The sequence below is a fragment of the Pseudomonas sp. ef1 genome (assembly GCF_007293365.2).
GTDB classification, from domain to species: domain Bacteria; phylum Pseudomonadota; class Gammaproteobacteria; order Pseudomonadales; family Pseudomonadaceae; genus Aquipseudomonas; species Aquipseudomonas siliginis.
The window spans coordinates 5,779,364-5,798,314 of record NZ_CM129815.1; the positions used below are offsets into that span (position 1 = coordinate 5,779,364).

An 18,951-nucleotide genomic window follows, 5' to 3' on the forward strand; every position below is an offset into this window, starting at 1 on the left:
AATGTCGATATAAGGAGCGCCAAAGGCAGTCTTAGCCGGGAGTTGACTTCATGAGTACCGACACAGAGCAACTGGATGTAGAAGAGGATCTTATTGCCACCGACGCCGATGAGGTCGAACCGGTGGTTGAAGTGGCCAAGACCAACCTTAGCAAGCGTCGCACAATCGACAACCTGCTTGAGGAGCGCCGACTGCAAAGGCAATTGGCCGACTACGATTATGATCTGTGATATCTGAAGGCCTCCCTAGACGGAGGCTTTTCATTTTCTGCGACAACCGAGCTTGATCGGCCCATGACGTTCTCAGCTGTCGAATCGTTCAAACCAGGCCGTTGCGCTGCGCCAGCTCGATCAGATCAACCAGAGAACGCGCATTGAGTTTCAGCAACAGGCGAGTCTTGTAAGTGCTTACAGTCTTGTTGCTCAAAAACATGCCATCGGCGATTTCCTTGTTGGTCTTGCCGCGCGCCAACTGCTGCAACACCATCATTTCCCGCCCGGACAGACGATCAACCATGTCCGCTTCACTCGCATTGCCCAGACTGGTGCGCACAGTGTGCAGCGCCTGATTGGGGAAATAGCTGTAGCCGGACAGAACTGCCTTGATCGCACTGAGCAATTCGGTCAGATCCTGCTGTTTGCACACGTAGCCCGCTGCGCCCGATTGCATGCAACGCATTGAAAAATGCCCGGGAGCCTGGGAAGTCAGCACCAGCACTTTCACCGGCATGGCAGTGGAGGTCAGGCGCGCAATAACTTCCAGTCCGTCGAGTTTGGGTATTCCAATATCCAGGATGACAAGATCGGGTATTTGTTCACGAGCAATTTGTAGTGCATCAACGCCATTATCCGTTTCTGCAATGACTTCGTAGCCATGCCGTTCCATCAGCATACGTACCGCAAGTCGAATGACGGGGTGGTCATCCACGATCAGCACTTTATTCATGGGCAAGTCCAGTTTTCGCTGTTCGAATTTTTAGAACACGCACGATATCCCAGTCACTTGCTTCAAGGCATGGCAACTTTTACACGCATTTGCATCCAGAGACATTCCCTACAGGCATTGAGGATAATTCCCACAAATTCGCTGCCCTTGCCCCATTGCAACCGCCTTCCGATCTTTCATACGCCGGCGGAGTTTGATCTTCATGCAGCCGAGTCCTACGCCGTGGTGGGTCGTTGGAAAACTTCAACAGGCGCAATTACGAACCTTCATACACGATGATTTACCTGTCAAATTGGCCTTGGGCAAGCACTGGGACATACGACGTAACGAACCGACACAACCACCTGTTCGACACAACATCGTTGATTCTATAAAACTTTAGTTAACAGCCGCGCACTTACACAAGCGCCTTTGCTATCGCTGAAATAACCAACTTAAACTAGACAAACCATGTAGAAGCAAAACAATGCTAAAGATAAAAAACAAAATCACCAACCCCATGACAGTCATCGCCATATTTGCAATTCTTTCGGAAACCTCGGCGGCGGTGTCGTTACCATTTCTCGATAACAAGGACCGGGAAATTTACGTCTGGTTTCTGATCAGTTTCCCCTTTTACTTGTTATTCCTGTTCTTTATCACTCTCAACTTCAATCATCGCTCGCTTTACTCGCCTTCAGACTTCGGCAAAGACAAAAGCTTTTTGAAAACCACTCAAAATAACCAGAGGGACGAATCCTTTCGCGAAGCAGGCGAGCGTTGTGCTTTTGAGCTGACCAGTTGCATCGTGTCGGGTAAAACCGGACCAGGCCGAGTGCCGATTCCCTGCAGAGTTCACAACGCGCCGGACCCACCGCTCGGTCCACGCGACCCAACCCATCCGGTTATGCAGAATATCAAGCTGTCACCCTGGGTAAGTGAACTGAACATCATTGACGCAAGAGAAGTTGATGCAGCGAAGGAATTCGATGCCATCTTCGAAACGCTAAAAGGCGTCGATAAAAAGCACGCGCGGGTTCTCGTATTTCTTTGTAATCATGCGTCGGACGCGCTTGCCCACTCCGCATTGCAACAGATCAGGCAGGCCAGGAAAGGCTCAGGAGCCACACTGTGCATCGTATATAACCTGTGTTCGCAGACGGTGACATTACTGGGACGAACCAGCTGAACCGGGTCAAGACTGCGCGCAGATACACGAGGGAGCCTGATGAACCAGAAAAAAAGATGAAAAAAGGCGGCCCTGAACAGGCCGCCTTTTTTATTGCGCGTCGGTCTGAGCCACTCAGAACAACTTGCGGCCCTTGTTGGCAGCAATGCGCATGCGCAGCGCGTTGAGCTTGATGAAGCCCGCCGCATCCGCCTGATTGTAAGCACCGCCATCTTCTTCGAAGGTGGCGATGTTGGCATCGAACAGCGAATCGTCGGACTTGCGGCCGGTGACGATGACATTGCCCTTGTACAGCTTCAGGCGCACTACGCCGTTCACGTTGACCTGCGAAGCGTCGATCATCTGTTGCAGCATCAGACGCTCAGGGCTCCACCAGTAGCCGGTGTAGATCAGGCTGGCGTACTTGGGCATCAGCTCGTCTTTGAGGTGAGCGACTTCGCGGTCCAGAGTGATCGATTCGATGGCGCGGTGAGCGCGCAGCATGATGGTGCCACCCGGGGTCTCGTAGCAGCCACGGGACTTCATGCCGACATAACGGTTTTCGACGATGTCGAGACGACCGATGCCGTGCTCGCCGCCGATCTTGTTCAGCGTCGCCAGTACGGTGGCCGGGGTCATTTCGACGCCGTCCAGTGCGACGATGTCGCCGTTGCGGTAAGTCAGTTCCAGGTATTGCGGGGTGTCGGGAGCCTTCTCCGGGGAGACGGTCCAGCGCCACATGTCTTCTTCGTGCTCGGTCCAGGTGTCTTCCAGCACGCCGCCTTCATAGGAGATGTGCAGCAGGTTGGCGTCCATCGAGTACGGGGATTTTTTCTTGCCGTGGCGTTCGATCGGGATCGCGTGCTTCTCGGCGTAGTCCATCAGCTTCTCGCGCGACAGCAGGTCCCACTCGCGCCAAGGGGCGATCACTTTCACGCCTGGCTTGAGCGCGTAGGCGCCCAGTTCGAAGCGCACCTGGTCGTTGCCCTTGCCGGTGGCGCCATGGGAAATGGCGTCGGCGCCGGTTTCGTTGGCGATTTCGATCAGGCGCTTGGCGATCAGCGGACGGGCGATGGAAGTACCCAGCAGGTACTCGCCTTCGTAAACGGTGTTGGCGCGGAACATCGGGAACACGAAATCACGCACGAACTCTTCGCGCAGATCGTCGATGTAGATTTCTTTGACGCCCATGGCCTGAGCCTTGGCGCGGGCCGGCTCGACCTCTTCGCCTTGACCGAGATCGGCGGTGAAAGTCACCACTTCACAGTTATAAGTATCCTGCAGCCACTTGAGGATCACCGAAGTGTCCAGGCCGCCGGAATACGCCAGAACGACCTTGTTTACGTCCGCCATGCCATCACTCCACGGGGTTCTACGGAAAGCCGGGGAGTCTACCGCTCAAACGCGATAATTTACAGAGGCGCGACAGCTTAAGACGACAAAGCGACAGAATCTGTCGAGAGCGCGACGATGACCGGCGAGTCAGGAAGTCGCTGCGGCGGTGGCTGGCGTACTCGCTTGCGGCGCTGGCGCAGGGGCTGTGGTCGGTGCCACACGCGACAGTTTCACGTTGACCCGGCGATTCTTCGCACGATTGGCCTTGCTGGTGTTCGGCACGATCGGATACTGCTCGCCGTGGAAACGCACGGTGATCTGGGATTCCTGAATGCCGTTGGCCTTGAAGAAATCGACTACCGCCAGCGCGCGGCGGCGCGACAATTCGCGGTTGGTCAGGCGATTGCCGCTGTTGTCGGAATGGCCGTCGAGGTCAATGTGGTTCACCGTCGGGTCGGCCTTCATGTATTCGAGCATCACTTGCAGCTTGGCCTTGGCAGCCGGGTCCAGCTCAACGCCTTCGCCGGGGAAGCCAATCTGCGACTGCTTGATCTGGTCGAAATTCTGCGGCAGCAATTTCGCCACGCAGCCTTGGTAGTCGTTGAACGCCTTGCTGAATTTCACCGGCAACAAACGCACTTCCGACACCCGGCCATCGCCAGACGCACGGCGAACTACCGGGCTACGGCCGTCCAGCAGACCGCTGATCAGCCCACCGGCCTGGGATTGCGAGCTGTTGAACAACACATTGCCACTGCCCAGCCGTACCGAGCCCAGATTGATATCGCCGCGCCCCGGCTGCCACGGTGCAGCGGCAGCGAGCAACGTCGCCGAGCCGCCACCAAGCATGGCGTTGTAGGCATTCAGGCGAAAGATCGCCTGCTCACCGGCCTTGCGCACGAACTCGCCCGAGCCGAAATCAGTGATCGGTTGCGTCAGGCGGCATTCGAACTGGTCGCCGGCGACCGTCCACTCAATGTTCTCCAGACGGGTCTGGTAAGTCAGCGCCATCGCGGGAAGGCTGGCAAACACACTGAGCAGGGCTAAATAACGCTGGCGCACGGGAGGCTCCATTGGCTTGTGAAACACAAACACCGATTCACACAATGTTTACGGCATACCTTCGGGATATCGGACGCTTGTGGCAAAACTTGATAGCGGGTGCCTGCAAGAGTCTTTTCCGGTAGCATTCGCCTCAGTTTGACCCGCCTGGAATCCCCTCATGTCCGACCGCCTGACCCTGCTGCGTCCCGACGACTGGCACATTCATCTTCGCGATGGTGCCGTGTTGACCAATACCGTTGCCGATGTGGCCCGCACCTTCGGGCGCGCGATCATCATGCCGAACCTGGTACCGCCGGTGCGCAACGCCGCTGAAGCCGACGGCTATCGTCAGCGCATTCTCGCTGCCCGCCCGGCCGGCAGTCAGTTCGAGCCGTTGATGGTGCTGTACCTCACCGACCGCACCCAACCGGAAGAAATTCGTCAGGCCAAGGCCAGCGGTTTCGTCTACGCCGCCAAGCTCTATCCGGCCGGCGCGACCACCAATTCCGATTCCGGCGTGACCAGCATCGACAAGATCTTCCCGGCGCTGGAAGCCATGGCCGAAGTCGGCATGCCGCTGTTGATCCACGGTGAAGTCACCCGTGGCGACGTCGATGTGTTCGACCGCGAAAAAATCTTCATCGATGAGCACATGCGCCGCGTGGTCGAGCGTTTCCCGACGCTGAAAGTGGTGTTCGAGCACATCACCACCGGTGACGCCGTGCAATTCGTCAACGAGGCTTCGGCCAACGTCGGCGCGACCATCACCGCGCACCACCTGTTGTACAACCGTAACCACATGCTGGTGGGCGGGATTCGGCCACATTTCTATTGCTTGCCGATCCTCAAGCGCAACACCCATCAGGAAGCCTTGCTCGATGCCGCCACCAGCGGCAGCGCCAAGTTCTTCCTCGGCACCGACTCGGCGCCCCACGCCCAGCACGCCAAGGAAGCCGCCTGCGGTTGCGCCGGTTGCTACACCGCCTACGCCGCCATCGAGATGTATGCCGAAGCGTTTGAACAGCGTAATGCGCTGGACAAGCTCGAAGCCTTCGCCAGCCTCAACGGCCCGCGTTTCTACGGCCTGCCGGCAAACACCGATCGCATCACCCTGGTTCGCGAAGAATGGACCGCCCCAACCAGCCTGCCATTTGGCGAGCTGACCGTTATCCCGCTGCGCGCCGGTGAAAAACTGCGCTGGCGCCTGCTGGAGGAACACGCGTGAGTGAAGAGCATTTCGACGATGAGCTGGACGGTCAAAGTGGTGGCGGCGGTTCCCGTCACCCGATGGCAGCGCGTTTTCGCGGCTACCTGCCGGTTGTCGTCGACGTAGAAACCGGTGGCTTCAACGCAGCCACCGATGCCCTGCTGGAGATTGCCGCGACCACCATCGCCATGGATGAAAAGGGTTTCGTCTACCCGGATCACACCTACTTCTTCCGCGTCGAGCCATTCGAAGGTGCGAACGTTGAAGCGGCAGCGCTGGAGTTCACCGGGATCAAGCTTGATCATCCGCTGCGCATGGCCGTCAGTGAAGAAACCGCGCTGACCGATATTTTCCGTGGCATCCGCAAGGCCCTGAAAGCCAACGGCTGCAAGCGGGCGATTCTGGTCGGGCACAACAGCAGCTTCGATCTGGGCTTTCTCAACGCCGCAGTCGCGCGGCTGGACATGAAGCGCAACCCGTTCCACCCGTTCTCCAGTTTCGACACCGCGACCCTGGCGGGTCTGGCGTACGGTCAGACCGTGCTGGCGAAAGCCTGTCAGGCCGCCGGCATCGATTTCGACGGTCGTGAGGCGCACTCGGCGCGCTACGACACCGAAAAGACCGCTGAGCTGTTCTGCGGCATCGTCAATCGCTGGAAACAGATGGGCGGCTGGGAAGACTTCGACGACTGATCGTCGGCGAACAAATCCCGCGCATAAAAAAACCGGCCACATAGGCCGGTTTTTTTGTACCTCGACGTTGCGCCTTACAGGGCAGCAGCGTTCTCGGTCAGGTAAGCCGCAACGCCTTCTGGCGAAGCGTTCATGCCTTTGTCGCCTTTCTTCCAGTTGGCCGGGCAGACTTCGCCGTGCTCTTCGTGGAATTGCAGCGCGTCGACCAGACGGATCAGCTCTTCCATGTTACGGCCCAGCGGCAGGTCGTTGATGATCTGCGAGCGAACCACGCCTTTGTCGTCGATCAGGAACGCGCCGCGGAAAGCCACGCCGCCTTCGGATTCAACGTCGTAAGCCTTGGCGATGTCGTGCTTCATGTCGGCAGCCATGGTGTATTTCACCTGGCCGATGCCGCCATTGTTCACTGGAGTGTTGCGCCAGGCGTTGTGGGTGAAGTGCGAGTCGATCGACACAGCGATCACTTCAACGTTGCGCGCCTTGAAGTCAGCCATGCGGTTGTCCAGAGCGATCAGCTCGGACGGGCAGACGAAGGTGAAGTCCAGCGGGTAGAAGAACACCAGGCCGTATTTGCCTTTGATGGCCGAGGACAGGGTGAAGCTGTCAACGATCTCGCCATTGCCGAGTACGGCCGGGACGGTGAAGTCTGGGGCTTGTTTGCCTACGAGTACGCTCATTGATATCTCCTGGTGTAGAAACTTGAAGTTCAGGGTCCGGGCCAGCCTGTCACCCTCAGGCGACAGCCCTGTGACACGAACCCTCTTCGCAAGAGACGACCATCATACACTGCGTGTTTGGCCTGTCCGTAACGGATTTTCCCTGTTCGGTTATCCACGGCGTATTCATTGGGTCAAGGCAGCGCCTGGCAAATACCGTTCGTCAGTCGCAGGCAAATTGGCTGGGAAGCGTTCCGAAAGCACTTTGACAATCATTCTCGTTACCATTAAGATCCATCGCAATTGAGTCACAACCAGCGACGGTTCTTACTTATGTATGTTTGCCTCTGCACTGGCGTCACCGACGGACAGATCCGCGAAGCGATCTATGAAGGTTGCTGCAGCTACAAAGAAGTTCGCCAGGCCACCGGCGTCGCCAGCCAGTGCGGCAAATGCGCCTGCCTTGCCAAGGAAGTGGTCCGCGAAACCCTGACCAAGCTGCAAACCGCCCAAGCCGCGATCCCCTACCCTGTAGAATTTACTGCTGCGTAAATGCCCCCATTTCAAAGAACCGGACTTCGCGTCCGGTTTTTTTATGCCTGAAAATCAATTGCTTAGCGTCCAGACGCGGAACACAAACATTCTTATTCCGATTAATTTTCATTTATTATTCAATAACTTAGGTTTGACACTTATAAACACCAAGCTCAAACTCCGCCTTATATACAGTTAATACAGGGCAGGACTCCGATCATGAAAGGCGACATTACAGTCATCCAGCATCTCAACAAGATCCTTGCCAATGAGCTGGTCGCGATCAATCAGTACTTCCTGCATGCGCGCATGTATGAAGATTGGGGTCTGAACAAGCTCGGCAAGCACGAATACCACGAATCCATCGACGAGATGAAACACGCGGACAAGCTGATCAAGCGCATCCTGTTCCTTGAAGGCCTGCCAAATGTGCAGGACCTGGGCAAGCTGCACATCGGCGAACACACCCGCGAAATGCTCGAATGCGACCTGCGCATTGAAAAGACCGGCCACGCCGACCTGAAAGCCGCCATCGCCCATTGCGAAACCGTTGGCGACTTCGGCAGCCGTGAACTGCTCGAAGACATTCTTGAGTCGGAAGAAGAACACATCGACTGGCTGGAAACCCAGCTCGGCCTGATCGACAAGATCGGCCTGGAAAACTATCTGCAGTCGCAGATGGGCGAAGAGTAGGAGCTGTCGAGTGAAACGAGGCTGCGATCTTTATCGATTTCAGCCTTGATACTCAGTCAACTCGTATAACCAACAAAAAGCCCCGCCCTCTTTCGAGGTGCGGGGCTTTTTGCTGGCCGAAAATCAAAAGATCGCAGCCTCGTTTCACTCGACAGCTCCTACGGGAGACGCGTCGTCGAGCGAAACTCTATGAACGTAGAATCAGGCTTCGGACTTGTTCGCCGCTGCCGCTTCGACAGCCGCCTTGATGGTGCTTTGCAGCGAACCGTCTGCAGCCATCTCGGTCATGATGTCGCTGCCGCCGACCAGCTCACCGCCGACCCACAGTTGCGGGAAAGTCGGCCAGTTGGCGTACTTTGGCAGGTTGGCGCGGATTTCCGGGTTCTGCAGGATGTCCACGTACGCGAACTTTTCACCACAGGCCATCACGGCTTGCGCAGCTTTTGCGGAGAAGCCGCACTGCGGGGCATTCGGCGAGCCTTTCATGTAAAGCAGAATGGTGTTGTTGGCAATCTGCTCTTTAATCGTTTCGATGATATCCATGGAGCACCTCGGCTGAACTTTCCGACTCAGAGGTCGGCACGGTGGCGCATTGTAACGGAATCCCGAGCGCCATGCTCGGTCTCCCCGACAGACCCGCTCAAGCCGCCGCCACTGTCACCGGCACACCGTTCAACGCCGCGTTGCCCGACAGTTCGTCAAGCTGGCACTCGTCGGTCAGGTCGTTGGCGCTCGACCCCGGCTGGCCGCTGGCAATCGCCATCTGCACGCCCGGGCGCGCGTGGCCCCAACCGTGGGGCAGGCTGACCACGCCTTTCATCATGTCGAGACTGGCGAGCACTTCCACCTCGATCTGCCCGACCCGCGAACTCACCCGAACCCGTTGCCCGTCGGCCAGGCCACGGCTGGCCAGATCATCCGGGTGCATCAGCAACTGATGCCGCGGCTTGCCCTTCACCAGTCGATGGAAGTTGTGCATCCACGAATTGTTGCTGCGCACATGGCGGCGGCCGATCATCAACAACTCATCGGCAGCCGGCGCCTGCAACGCGGCAAAGCGAGCGAGGTCAGCGAGAATTTCCGGCGGTGCGGCCTGGATACGCTGATTCGGCGTTTTCAGACGTGATGCCAGATTCGGTTTCAGCGCACCCAGATCCACGCCATGCGGATGATCGAACAGCGTCGCCAACGACAACTTGTGCTCGGACGCATCGCCGTAGCGGCCCATGCGCAGGCCCATGTCGATCATCTTCGCCGGCGGCATCGTCGGTTTCAGCTCCTTGCCGGTTTTCTCGGCGAAGGCCTTGGCCAAACCGACGAAGATCTCCCAGTCGTGCAGCGCACCCTCGGGCTTGGCGAGGATCGCGCGATTGAAGCGGGTCACGTTACGCACCGCAAACAGGTTGAAAGTGGTGTCGTAGTGATCGTTTTCCAGCGCCGAGGTCGACGGCAGGATCAGATCGGCATAGCGCGTGGTTTCGTTGATGTACAGGTCGATGCTGAGCATGAAGTCGAGGCCGTCCAGCGCCTGTTCCAGTTGCCGGCCGTTGGGTGTCGACAACACCGGGTTGCCGGCCACGGTGATCAGCGCGCGGATCTGCCCCTCGCCGTCGGTGAGCATTTCTTCGGCCAGCGCCGAGACCGGCAACTCGCCGCCGTATTCAGGACGCCCGGAAACGCGGCTCTGCCATTTGTTGAAATGCCCGCCCGAGGTCGACGCCACCAGGTCCACCGCTGGCTCGGTGCACAGGGCACCACCAACGCGGTCGAGGTTGCCGGTGACCAGGTTGATCAACTGCACCACCCAATGACACAAGGTACCGAAGGCCTGGGTCGAAACGCCCATGCGTCCATAGCAGACGGCGCTTGGCGCGGCAGCGAAGTCGCGGGCGAGTTGCCGAATCTGCTCGGCAGGCACCGCGCAAAGTGGGCTCATGGCTTCTGCGCTGAACGCCGCCACGGCGTTGCGCACCTCATCCAGGCCATCGACCGGCAAATGGCTGTCGCGGGTCAGGCCTTCGCTGAACAGCGTATTGAGCATGCCGAACAACAGCGCCGCATCGCCGCCCGGGCGAACGAATACATGTTGATCGGCCATCGCTGCGGTTTCGCTGCGGCGCGGATCGACCACCACCACTTTGCCGCCACGTGCCTGAATTGCCTTCAGGCGCTTCTCGACATCCGGCACGGTCATGATGCTGCCGTTGGACGCCAGCGGATTGCCGCCGAGAATCAGCATGAAATCGGTGTGGTCGATGTCCGGGATCGGCAACAGCAGACCGTGGCCGTACATCAGATAGCTGCTGAGGTGATGCGGCAATTGATCGACTGAAGTGGCCGAATAACGATTGCGGGTTTTCAGCAACCCCAGGAAGTAATTGCTGTGGGTCATCAGGCCGTAGTTGTGCACGCTTGGGTTGCCCTGATACACCGCAACGGCGTTCTGGCCGTGACGTTCCTGAATCGCCGCGAGTTTCTCGGCCACCAGCGCAAACGCCTCGTCCCATTCGATCGGCAGCCATTCGCTGCCGACGCGGCGCATTGGCTGCCGCAGCCGGTCGGGATCGTTTTGAATGTCTTGCAGAGCCACGGCTTTCGGGCAGATATGGCCGCGGCTGAAGGTGTCGAGGGAATCGCCCTTGATCGAGGTGATCGCGACATCGCCATCGGTTTCCGTAGTTTCGATGGTCAGCCCGCAAATGGCTTCGCACAGGTGGCACGCACGGTGGTGAAGAGTCTTGGTCATGGCCAGTCTCTGTCTTGTTCGGGGGCGGGCAATCACGCCCGCGGGAACAAAACTATGGCCCGTGCGCGGAGCAGGCGCCAGCGACGTTCGTCTCGTGAATCGACGGTTATCAGGGCAGCCGATAAACCGTCGCGATCAGTTCGAAGGCAACTGCGGCGGTGCGGCCAGCTGGATTTCCTGGATGGTTTCGATCTGCTCGTGGGCGACGTGGACGCCGGTGAGCTCGCCGATCAACCGCCAATGCTCATCGAGCCCGGCGCTGATGGTGGCCATGCGATCGATCATGTGTCGGCCGGCGGATTTGACCACTTCGTCGTCACTGCGCAGCAACTCGAAAGACATCGAGGTGACTGACGCGGTGAGATGGGTCAGAGAGCGAGCCGTGTGGCCCAGCAGCTCCATTAACAGTTGTTCTTTCGATTCCATGCGGAGGCTTCCTGCGTCGCTCGAAACTTATTTATAACCCAGCACTTTGCTTTAGCAAATGTTTCAGTCTGAACATCCGACCAAGCGAATCGGTGGCGCCGCGTTCGTAAACCGACCAGGACCGCTGCGTTGCCGTCGCGGCGGATTGCCAAGCCCGGCGGCGCCAGTGTACAAAGAGGCTCACCGCTGTACTGAATCCGGCTTCAACATGCGTGATCGAAATGCTCGGTCCGCGCTCCGAATCCCGCTGAAAAAGTACCCTATTGGAAAAACGCGACATTTAGTGTCAATATCGCGCCTTCCCCTATTTCGTCGCCCCGTGCGGCTTACGCCGCAGGTCTCGCCCGTTGTTCCGTTAAACAAGGCTTTGAGCATCTGCGGTCTGTAGCAAAAAGGTAGTCAATGATGAGCGCAAGGCACTTTCTCTCCCTGATGGATTGCACGCCCGAAGAGCTGGTCAGCGTGATCCGTCGAGGCGTTGAGCTCAAGGACCTGCGTAACCGCGGCGTACTGTTCGAGCCTCTGAAAAACCGCGTGCTGGGGATGATCTTCGAAAAATCCTCGACCCGTACCCGGATCTCCTTCGAGGCCGGCATGATCCAGCTCGGCGGCCAGGCAATCTTCCTGTCCCCGCGCGATACCCAACTGGGCCGTGGCGAGCCGATCAGCGACTGCGCCATCGTCATGTCGAGCATGCTCGATGCGGTGATGATCCGCACCTTCGCCCACAGCACCCTCACCGAATTCGCCGCCAACTCGCGGGTGCCGGTGATCAACGGCCTGTCCGATGATCTGCACCCGTGCCAGTTGCTCGCCGACATGCAGACCTTCCTTGAGCACCGTGGCTCGATCCAGGGCAAGACCGTGGCCTGGATCGGTGACGGCAACAACATGTGCAACAGCTATATAGAAGCGGCGATCCAGTTCGACTTCCAGTTGCGCGTTGCCTGCCCGGAAGGCTACGAGCCGAACCCGGAATTCGTCGCCCAGGCTGGTGATCGCGTGACCATCGTCCGCGATCCGCAAGACGCCGTGCTTGGTGCGCATCTGGTCAGCACCGACGTCTGGACTTCGATGGGCCAGGAAGAGGAAACTGCCAAGCGCCTCAAGCTGTTCGCGCCGTTTCAGGTCAACCGTGCCTTGCTCGACCTCGCTGCCGAGGACGTGCTGTTCATGCACTGCCTGCCGGCGCACCGTGGCGAAGAAATCAGTCTCGACCTGCTCGATGACCCGCGCTCCGTCGCCTGGGATCAGGCAGAAAACCGTCTCCACGCACAGAAGGCCCTGCTCGAGTTCCTCGTTGAACCGGCATATCACCACGCATGAGCCATGAATTACTGCTGAACCTGCGCAACCTCGCTTGCGGCTACCAAGATCAACGCGTGGTGCAGAACCTCAATCTGCACCTCAACGCCGGCGACATCGGCTGCCTGCTCGGCTCGTCCGGCTGCGGCAAGACCACCACCCTGCGCGCAATCGCCGGTTTCGAACCGGTGCATGAAGGCGAAATCACCCTCGGTGGCGAAACCCTGTCCAGTGCCGGGTTCACCCTGGCGCCGGAGAAACGCCGGATCGGCATGGTGTTTCAGGACTACGCGCTGTTCCCGCACCTGAGCGTGGCCGACAACATCGCTTTCGGCATTCGCAAGCACCCGAACAAGGCGCGCGTGGTCGAAGAGCTGCTGGAACTGGTCAACCTGAAAAACCTCGGCAAGCGCTTCCCCCACGAGCTGTCCGGCGGTCAGCAACAGCGCGTCGCCCTCGCCCGCGCCCTGGCGCCGGAGCCGCAGTTGCTGCTGCTCGACGAGCCGTTCTCCAATCTCGATGGCGAACTGCGCCGCAAGCTCAGCCATGAGGTGCGCGACATCCTCAAGGCCCGTGGCACCAGTGCGATTCTGGTCACCCACGATCAGGAAGAAGCCTTCGCCGTCAGCGATCACGTTGGCGTGTTCAAGGAGGGTCGGCTGGAACAGTGGGATACGCCCTACAACCTCTATCACGAACCGGCGACGCCGTATGTCGCCAGTTTCATCGGTCAGGGCTATTTCATTCGCGGCCAGCTCGTCACCCCGGAATCAGTGCAGACCGAACTCGGTGAACTGCGTGGCAACCGTGCTTACACCTGGCCGATTGGCGGTGCGGTGGATGTGCTGTTGCGTCCGGATGACATTGTTTACGCGCCGGACAGCGCGTTGAAGGCGCAGATTGTCGGCAAGACATTCCTCGGCGCGGCGACCTTGTATCGCCTGCAACTGCCGACCGGCGCGCAGCTGGAATCGATCTTCCCCAGCCACGCCGATCATCTGGTTGGCGCGCAGGTCGGGATTCGCGTAGCGGCGGATCACCTGGTGCTGTTCCAGGCATCCGGCAGCACGGCGGCGCAGATTCCGGCGGTGGAAAACGGCGTCCGTCGGTTCAGCACCAGCTTCTGATCGAACACCATTCTCGTGTAGGAGCTGCCGAAGGCTGCGATCTTTTGACTTTCAAGATCAAGATCAAAAGATCGCAGCCTTCGGCAGCTCCTACACGGGGGATTGCGATCAGCTCAGATGAAGGGTACCGCTGGCCACCAGCGTCGCATTGCCGCCAATCTTCACCCGCTCACCTTCCAGCCGACAGAACAACTCGCCGCCCCGCGCCGAGCGCTGGCAAGCGGTCAGGTTCGTTTTGCCCAGACGCTTGGACCAGTACGGAATCAGGCTGCAATGCGTCGAACCGGTCACCGGGTCTTCATTGATACCGATCGCCGGGGCGAAATAGCGCGAGACGAAATCATGCTGGTTGCCACGCGCGGTGACGATTGCGCCCAGCCATGGCAGTTTCGCCAGCGCCGCCATGTCCGGTTTGCAGTCGAGCACGGCCTGCTCCGATTCCAGCACCACGAACAGTTCGTTGGAGCCGAGCACATCAACAGCCTCGACACCCAGCGCCCGCTCGACATCCAGCGTCACGCCGATTTCCGAAGGCACGATGGTCGGGAAATCCAGCCACAGCCGGTCGCCTTCGCGGCTGACACTCAGCGGCCCGGACTTGCAGATGAAGTCGATGCGCTCGGCGCTTTCCTTATAGATTTCGAACAGTACAAACGCGCTGGCCAGGGTCGCATGCCCGCACAGCGGCACTTCAGTAGTCGGAGTGAACCAGCGGATATGCCAGGCCTGCCCTTCGCGCACCAGAAACGCAGTCTCCGCCAGGTTGTGTTCGGCGGCGATCTTCTGCATCAAGTCATCGGCCAGCCAGCTGTCGAGCCGATAGACCATCGCCGGGTTGCCACTGAACGGCCGATCACTGAACGCGTCGACCTGATGAAACGCAAGCTGCATGATTTTCTCCCTGAATTGGTCGACCGAGCATGCATCGGCGGCCCGGATCAGTGCCAGTGACAGAAGCGCAATTTTTTCTTCATACAGCCGGCGCGCATTTTAAGCCCGGCCGATATCGGCGAACTGCGCCTGGGTGTGCTCGGCCAGCACCGCCGGTGCCAATTCCACTTCCAGTCCTCGCCGCCCGGCACTCACATAGATAGTCGCGAACCCCTGAGCGGAATTGTCGATGAAGGTGCGCAGGCGTTTCTTCTGCCCGAGCGGGCTGATGCCGCCCAACAGGTAGCCGGTAGAGCGTTGCGCGGCAGCCGGGTCAGCCATTTCGGCTTTCTTCACTCCAGCGGCATGGGCCAGGCCCTTGAGGTCGAGCGTTCCGACGACCGGCACCACAGCCACCAGCAGTTCGCCTTTTTCACTGGCGGCCAGCAAGGTTTTGAACACTTGCGCCGGTTCGAGCCCGAGCTTCTCCGCCGCCTCCAGCCCATAGGACGCGGCTTTCGGATCATGTTCGTAACTGTGCACGCGATGTTCGGCACGAACTTTTTCAACAAGTCCAACGCTGGGGTCATGGCAGCTCCGGGTTCGGCAATCTTTGAAAAAACCTGCGGCAGATTCTAGGTCATCGTTGGGCAAAAGGCTCTATTCCAAGCCGCGAATCCCGTGGCTTCGCGCTGCATTCAAGCTGATCGCCGCGCTGATCATTCACACGGCGAATAGTTTTATTGTGACCGGCGGTTCACTTTCGACCTTTGACAGGTTTGTTTCTTGTCTATATTTTTTCGAATCTGAATAATGTAAGAATCATGCTTAACGCAGTACCCAGCAGTAACCCGGGAACCGAATGGGGATTCCGACCCGGTGAAGATCGCGCCCTGCTCCGTTGGCAAGGCGCCACACAAGAAAAAGAACCGAGGTTTTCAATGACAGCTGCTTTACCGCAACCATCGCTTTCCGGCCAATGCATGGCCGAGTTTCTGGGCACCGCCCTTCTGATCTTCTTCGGCACCGGTTGTGTCGCCGCGCTCAAAGTCGCAGGTGCCAGCTTCGGCCTGTGGGAGATCAGCATCATCTGGGGCGTCGGCGTGAGCATGGCGATCTACCTCACCGCCGGGGTCTCCGGCGCGCACCTGAATCCGGCCGTGAGCATTGCTCTGGCAATCTTCGCTGACTTCGAAAAGCGCAAACTGCCGTTCTACATCCTTTCGCAGATTGCCGGCGCCTTCTGCGGCGCATTGCTGGTCTACACGCTCTACAGCAATCTGTTCTTCGATTACGAACAAACCCACCAGATGATTCGTGGCTCGGCCGCCAGCCTTGAATTGGCGTCGGTGTTCTCGACCTACCCGAACCCGGTGCTGTCGACGGCCCAGGCCTTTCTGGTCGAGATGATCATCACCGCGATCCTGATGGGCGTAATCATGGCCCTGACCGATGACAACAACGGCCTGCCACGCGGCCCGATGGCGCCGCTGCTGATCGGTCTGCTGATCGCCGTGATCGGCAGTGCGATGGGCCCGCTGACCGGTTTCGCGATGAACCCTGCGCGTGACTTCGGTCCGAAACTGATGACTTTCTTTACCGGTTGGGGTGAAATTTCCTTCACCGGTGGTCGTGATATCCCTTATTTCCTGATTCCGATTTTTGCACCGATTGTCGGTGCCTGCCTCGGCGCTGCCGGGTATCGCGGGCTGATTGCCCGACACCTGACCGGCGCCACACCTGCTACAAAGGATGCAGAACCGGCCATTGACGGCAAACCAAGAACTTCTTGAAACAGTCGGCGCCGGCTCCTGCCCATCCGAGCCGGCGCCACGGCCCACTCTCGTTTTTTTCGTCCAAGGCAATCGACATGACCGACATTCAGAACAAGAACTACATCATTGCCCTTGATCAGGGTACGACCAGTTCGCGCGCGATCATCTTCGACCGCGACGCGAACGTAGTCTGCACCGCGCAGCGCGAATTCGTTCAGCATTACCCGCAGGCCGGTTGGGTCGAGCACGACCCGATGGAAATCTTCGCCACCCAGAGCGCGGTGATGGTTGAAGCGCTGGCCCAGGCCGGCCTGCACCACGACCAGGTTGCCGCGATCGGTATCACCAACCAGCGTGAAACCACCGTGGTCTGGGACAAGACCACCGGCCGCCCCGTGTATAACGCGATCGTCTGGCAGTGCCGCCGCAGCACCGAGATCTGCCAGCAGCTCAAGCGCGATGGCCACGAAGACTACATCCGCGACACCACCGGCCTGGTCACCGACCCGTACTTCTCCGGCACCAAACTGAAGTGGATCCTCGACAACGTCGAAGGCAGCCGCGAGCGTGCGCGCAACGGCGAGCTGCTGTTCGGCACCGTCGATAGCTGGCTGATCTGGAAATTCACCGGCGGCAAGGTGCACGTCACCGACTACACCAACGCCTCGCGCACCATGCTCTTCAACATTCACTCGCTGGAGTGGGACTCGAAGATGCTGGAGATCCTCGACATCCCGCGCGAGATGCTCCCGGAAGTCAAAGCGTCCTCGGAAATCTACGGTCGCACCAAGAGCGGCATCGCCATCGGCGGTATCGCTGGCGACCAGCAAGCGGCACTGTTCGGGCAGATGTGCGTCGAGCCGGGCCAGGCGAAAAACACCTACGGCACCGGTTGCTTCCTGCTGATGAACACCGGCGACAAAGCGGTGAAATCCCAGCACGGCATGCTCACCACCATCGCCTGCGGCCCGCGCGGCGAAGTGGCTTATGCTCTGGAAGGTGCCGTGTTCAACGGCGGTTCGACCGTGCAGTGGCTGCGTGATGAACTGAAAATCGTCAACGACGCCCACGACACCGAATACTTTGCCAACAAGGTCAAGGACAGCAACGGCGTGTATCTGGTGCCGGCGTTCACCGGTCTCGGCGCGCCGTACTGGGACCCGTATGCCCGTGGCGCACTGTTCGGCCTGACGCGCGGCGTACGTGTGGATCACATCATCCGCGCCGCGCTGGAGTCGATCGCCTACCAGACCCGCGACGTACTCGACGCCATGCAACAGGATTCCGGCGAACGCCTCAAAGCTCTGCGCGTGGACGGCGGTGCGGTGGCGAACAACTTCCTCATGCAGTTCCAGGCCGACATCCTCGGCACCCAGGTCGAACGCCCGCAAATGCGCGAAACCACCGCACTCGGCGCGGCTTATCTGGCCGGTCTGGCGTGCGGTTTCTGGGGCAGCCTGGAAGAGCTGCGCGGCAAGGCAGTGATCGAGCGCGAGTTCGAACCGAGCCTTGACGAAACCGAGAAAGAGAAACTCTACAAAGGCTGGAAAAAAGCCGTCAGCCGCACCCGTGACTGGGCGCGCGAGGACGCCGAATAAGCCAACGTGCAGTTCCAGAAGGGTATCTAACTGGTAGGGAGCAGATTCCTGCGGCATCATGGGCAAATTTTGCTTGGCAGCCCAAAGGAAGCCCCATGAATCTGCCTCCCCGTCAGCAGCAAATCCTCGAGCTGGTCCGCGAACGCGGCTATGTGAGCATCGAGGAAATGGCCACGCTGTTCGTTGTCACCCCGCAAACCATCCGCCGCGACATCAACCAGCTCGCGGAAGCCAATCTGCTGCGTCGCTACCACGGTGGCGCCGCTTACGATTCCAGTGTCGAAAACACCGCGTATGCCATGCGTGCCGATCAGATGCGCGATGAAAAGCAACGCATCGGTGAAGCCATCGCCGCGCAGATCCCCGATCACGCCTCGCTGTTCATCAATATCGGTACGACCACCGAATCGATCGCTCGCGCCCTGCTCAATCACAGTCACCTGAAGATCATCACCAACAACCTGCACGTCGCCTCGATGCTCAGCGCCAAGGATGATTTCGATGTACTGCTGACCGGCGGCAACGTGCGCCGCGACGGCGGTGTGGTCGGTCAGGCGAGCGTGGACTTCATCAATCAGTTCAAGGTCGATTTCGCCTTGGTCGGGATCAGCGGGATCGATGAGGACGGCAGCCTGCTCGACTTCGATTATCAGGAAGTTCGCGTTTCCCAAGCGATCATTGCCAATGCGCGGCAGGTGATTCTGGCGGCGGACTCAAGCAAGTTCGGGCGTAACGCGATGATTCGACTGGGGCCGATCAGCCTGATCGATTGCCTGGTCACCGATCAGCAGCCGGTACCGGCGCTGGCGCAATTGCTGAGTCAGCACAAGATTCGTCTGGAAGTCGTTTAA

19 protein-coding genes and 1 pseudogene are annotated in these 18,951 nt (G+C 59.0%); 11 read left to right on the forward strand and 9 right to left on the reverse strand.

The window, feature by feature from the left end:
• Positions 1–50 precede the first annotated feature (50 nt).
• Positions 51–230 carry a PA3496 family putative envelope integrity protein gene (locus FEE99_RS26380; RefSeq protein WP_041479865.1) on the forward strand — a complete coding sequence of 60 codons (180 nt, stop codon included), beginning with the start codon at positions 51–53 and terminating at the stop codon, positions 228–230.
• Between the two features lie 88 nt (positions 231–318).
• On the opposite strand, the gene FEE99_RS26385 is transcribed toward FEE99_RS26380, so the two are convergent.
• Positions 319–945, reverse strand: coding sequence for a response regulator transcription factor (locus FEE99_RS26385; protein ID WP_016773408.1), 627 nt, complete (start codon positions 943–945; stop codon positions 319–321).
• A gap of 466 nt (positions 946–1,411) precedes the next feature.
• Here FEE99_RS26385 and FEE99_RS26390 point away from each other — a divergent pair, with 466 nt between their 5' ends.
• Entirely contained in the window at positions 1,412–2,113 is a 702-nt protein-coding gene (locus FEE99_RS26390; RefSeq protein WP_041479866.1) for a hypothetical protein, read from the forward strand.
• A gap of 114 nt (positions 2,114–2,227) precedes the next feature.
• Here FEE99_RS26390 and FEE99_RS26395 read toward each other — a convergent pair whose 3' ends face one another.
• Together FEE99_RS26395 and FEE99_RS26400 are read right to left on the reverse strand one after the other, a co-directional pair.
• Positions 2,228–3,445: an argininosuccinate synthase gene (locus FEE99_RS26395; RefSeq protein WP_007953201.1), complete on the reverse strand. Its 1,218-nt coding sequence runs from the start codon at positions 3,443–3,445 to the stop codon at positions 2,228–2,230.
• Positions 3,446–3,574: 129 nt separating this feature from the next.
• The gene (locus FEE99_RS26400) at positions 3,575–4,489 is read right to left on the reverse strand and encodes a flagellar protein MotY (RefSeq protein WP_041479867.1); all 915 of its coding nucleotides are present in this window, start codon (positions 4,487–4,489) and stop codon (positions 3,575–3,577) included.
• A gap of 160 nt (positions 4,490–4,649) precedes the next feature.
• On the opposite strand from FEE99_RS26400, the gene pyrC reads away from it, so the two are divergent.
• Positions 4,650–5,696 (forward strand): dihydroorotase, encoded by a 1,047-nt coding sequence (pyrC, locus tag FEE99_RS26405; RefSeq protein WP_016773405.1) that lies wholly within the window; start codon positions 4,650–4,652, stop codon positions 5,694–5,696.
• Positions 5,693–6,370 (forward strand): ribonuclease T, encoded by a 678-nt coding sequence (gene rnt / locus FEE99_RS26410; RefSeq protein ID WP_041479868.1) that lies wholly within the window; start codon positions 5,693–5,695, stop codon positions 6,368–6,370. The genes pyrC and rnt overlap by 4 nt, the downstream gene beginning before the upstream one ends.
• 74 nt (positions 6,371–6,444) lie before the next feature.
• Here the strand turns inward: rnt and FEE99_RS26415 are convergent, their stop codons facing one another.
• Positions 6,445–7,047 carry a peroxiredoxin gene (locus tag FEE99_RS26415; protein WP_003227723.1) on the reverse strand — a complete coding sequence of 201 codons (603 nt, stop codon included), beginning with the start codon at positions 7,045–7,047 and terminating at the stop codon, positions 6,445–6,447.
• Between the two features lie 312 nt (positions 7,048–7,359).
• Here FEE99_RS26415 and FEE99_RS26420 point away from each other — a divergent pair, with 312 nt between their 5' ends.
• On the forward strand, positions 7,360–7,578 hold the full coding sequence (locus FEE99_RS26420; protein WP_003227725.1) for a bacterioferritin-associated ferredoxin: 219 nt from the start codon (positions 7,360–7,362) through the stop codon (positions 7,576–7,578).
• Positions 7,579–7,779: 201 nt separating this feature from the next.
• Positions 7,780–8,253, forward strand: coding sequence for a bacterioferritin (bfr, locus tag FEE99_RS26425; protein WP_016773403.1), 474 nt, complete (start codon positions 7,780–7,782; stop codon positions 8,251–8,253).
• 201 nt (positions 8,254–8,454) lie between these two features.
• Here the strand turns inward: bfr and grxD are convergent, their stop codons facing one another.
• The 3 genes from grxD to FEE99_RS26440 all read right to left on the reverse strand — a co-directional run bounded on the left by grxD (position 8,455) and on the right by FEE99_RS26440 (position 11,425).
• Positions 8,455–8,796, reverse strand: coding sequence for a Grx4 family monothiol glutaredoxin (grxD, locus tag FEE99_RS26430; protein WP_016773402.1), 342 nt, complete (start codon positions 8,794–8,796; stop codon positions 8,455–8,457).
• Positions 8,797–8,893: 97 nt separating this feature from the next.
• Positions 8,894–10,999 (reverse strand): molybdopterin oxidoreductase family protein, encoded by a 2,106-nt coding sequence (locus FEE99_RS26435; protein ID WP_041479869.1) that lies wholly within the window; start codon positions 10,997–10,999, stop codon positions 8,894–8,896.
• 135 nt (positions 11,000–11,134) lie between these two features.
• Complete coding sequence (locus tag FEE99_RS26440) at positions 11,135–11,425, reverse strand: hypothetical protein (protein WP_041479870.1); 291 nt, start codon at positions 11,423–11,425, stop codon at positions 11,135–11,137.
• Between the two features lie 405 nt (positions 11,426–11,830).
• Between FEE99_RS26440 and argF the strand changes: the two genes are divergently transcribed.
• Positions 11,831–12,751 (forward strand): ornithine carbamoyltransferase, encoded by a 921-nt coding sequence (gene argF / locus FEE99_RS26445; RefSeq protein ID WP_041479871.1) that lies wholly within the window; start codon positions 11,831–11,833, stop codon positions 12,749–12,751.
• Entirely contained in the window at positions 12,748–13,857 is a 1,110-nt protein-coding gene (locus FEE99_RS26450) for an ABC transporter ATP-binding protein (RefSeq protein WP_041479872.1), read from the forward strand. The genes argF and FEE99_RS26450 overlap by 4 nt, the downstream gene beginning before the upstream one ends.
• Before the next feature lie 108 nt (positions 13,858–13,965).
• Here FEE99_RS26450 and FEE99_RS26455 read toward each other — a convergent pair whose 3' ends face one another.
• Both FEE99_RS26455 and ybaK read right to left on the reverse strand, forming a co-directional pair.
• Positions 13,966–14,748 (reverse strand): PhzF family phenazine biosynthesis protein, encoded by a 783-nt coding sequence (locus tag FEE99_RS26455; protein WP_041479873.1) that lies wholly within the window; start codon positions 14,746–14,748, stop codon positions 13,966–13,968.
• A 99-nt stretch (positions 14,749–14,847) separates the two neighbouring features.
• Positions 14,848–15,317: pseudogene (ybaK, locus tag FEE99_RS26460) on the reverse strand (Cys-tRNA(Pro) deacylase).
• Between the two features lie 351 nt (positions 15,318–15,668).
• On the opposite strand from ybaK, the gene FEE99_RS26465 reads away from it, so the two are divergent.
• The 3 genes from FEE99_RS26465 (at position 15,669) to FEE99_RS26475 (ending at position 18,951) form a co-directional block, all read left to right on the forward strand.
• Entirely contained in the window at positions 15,669–16,520 is an 852-nt protein-coding gene (locus FEE99_RS26465; protein ID WP_041479875.1) for an MIP/aquaporin family protein, read from the forward strand.
• Between the two features lie 77 nt (positions 16,521–16,597).
• Entirely contained in the window at positions 16,598–18,100 is a 1,503-nt protein-coding gene (glpK, locus tag FEE99_RS26470) for a glycerol kinase GlpK (protein WP_024014162.1), read from the forward strand.
• Positions 18,101–18,195: 95 nt separating this feature from the next.
• Positions 18,196–18,951 carry a DeoR/GlpR family transcriptional regulator gene (locus tag FEE99_RS26475; protein ID WP_007953179.1) on the forward strand — a complete coding sequence of 252 codons (756 nt, stop codon included), beginning with the start codon at positions 18,196–18,198 and terminating at the stop codon, positions 18,949–18,951.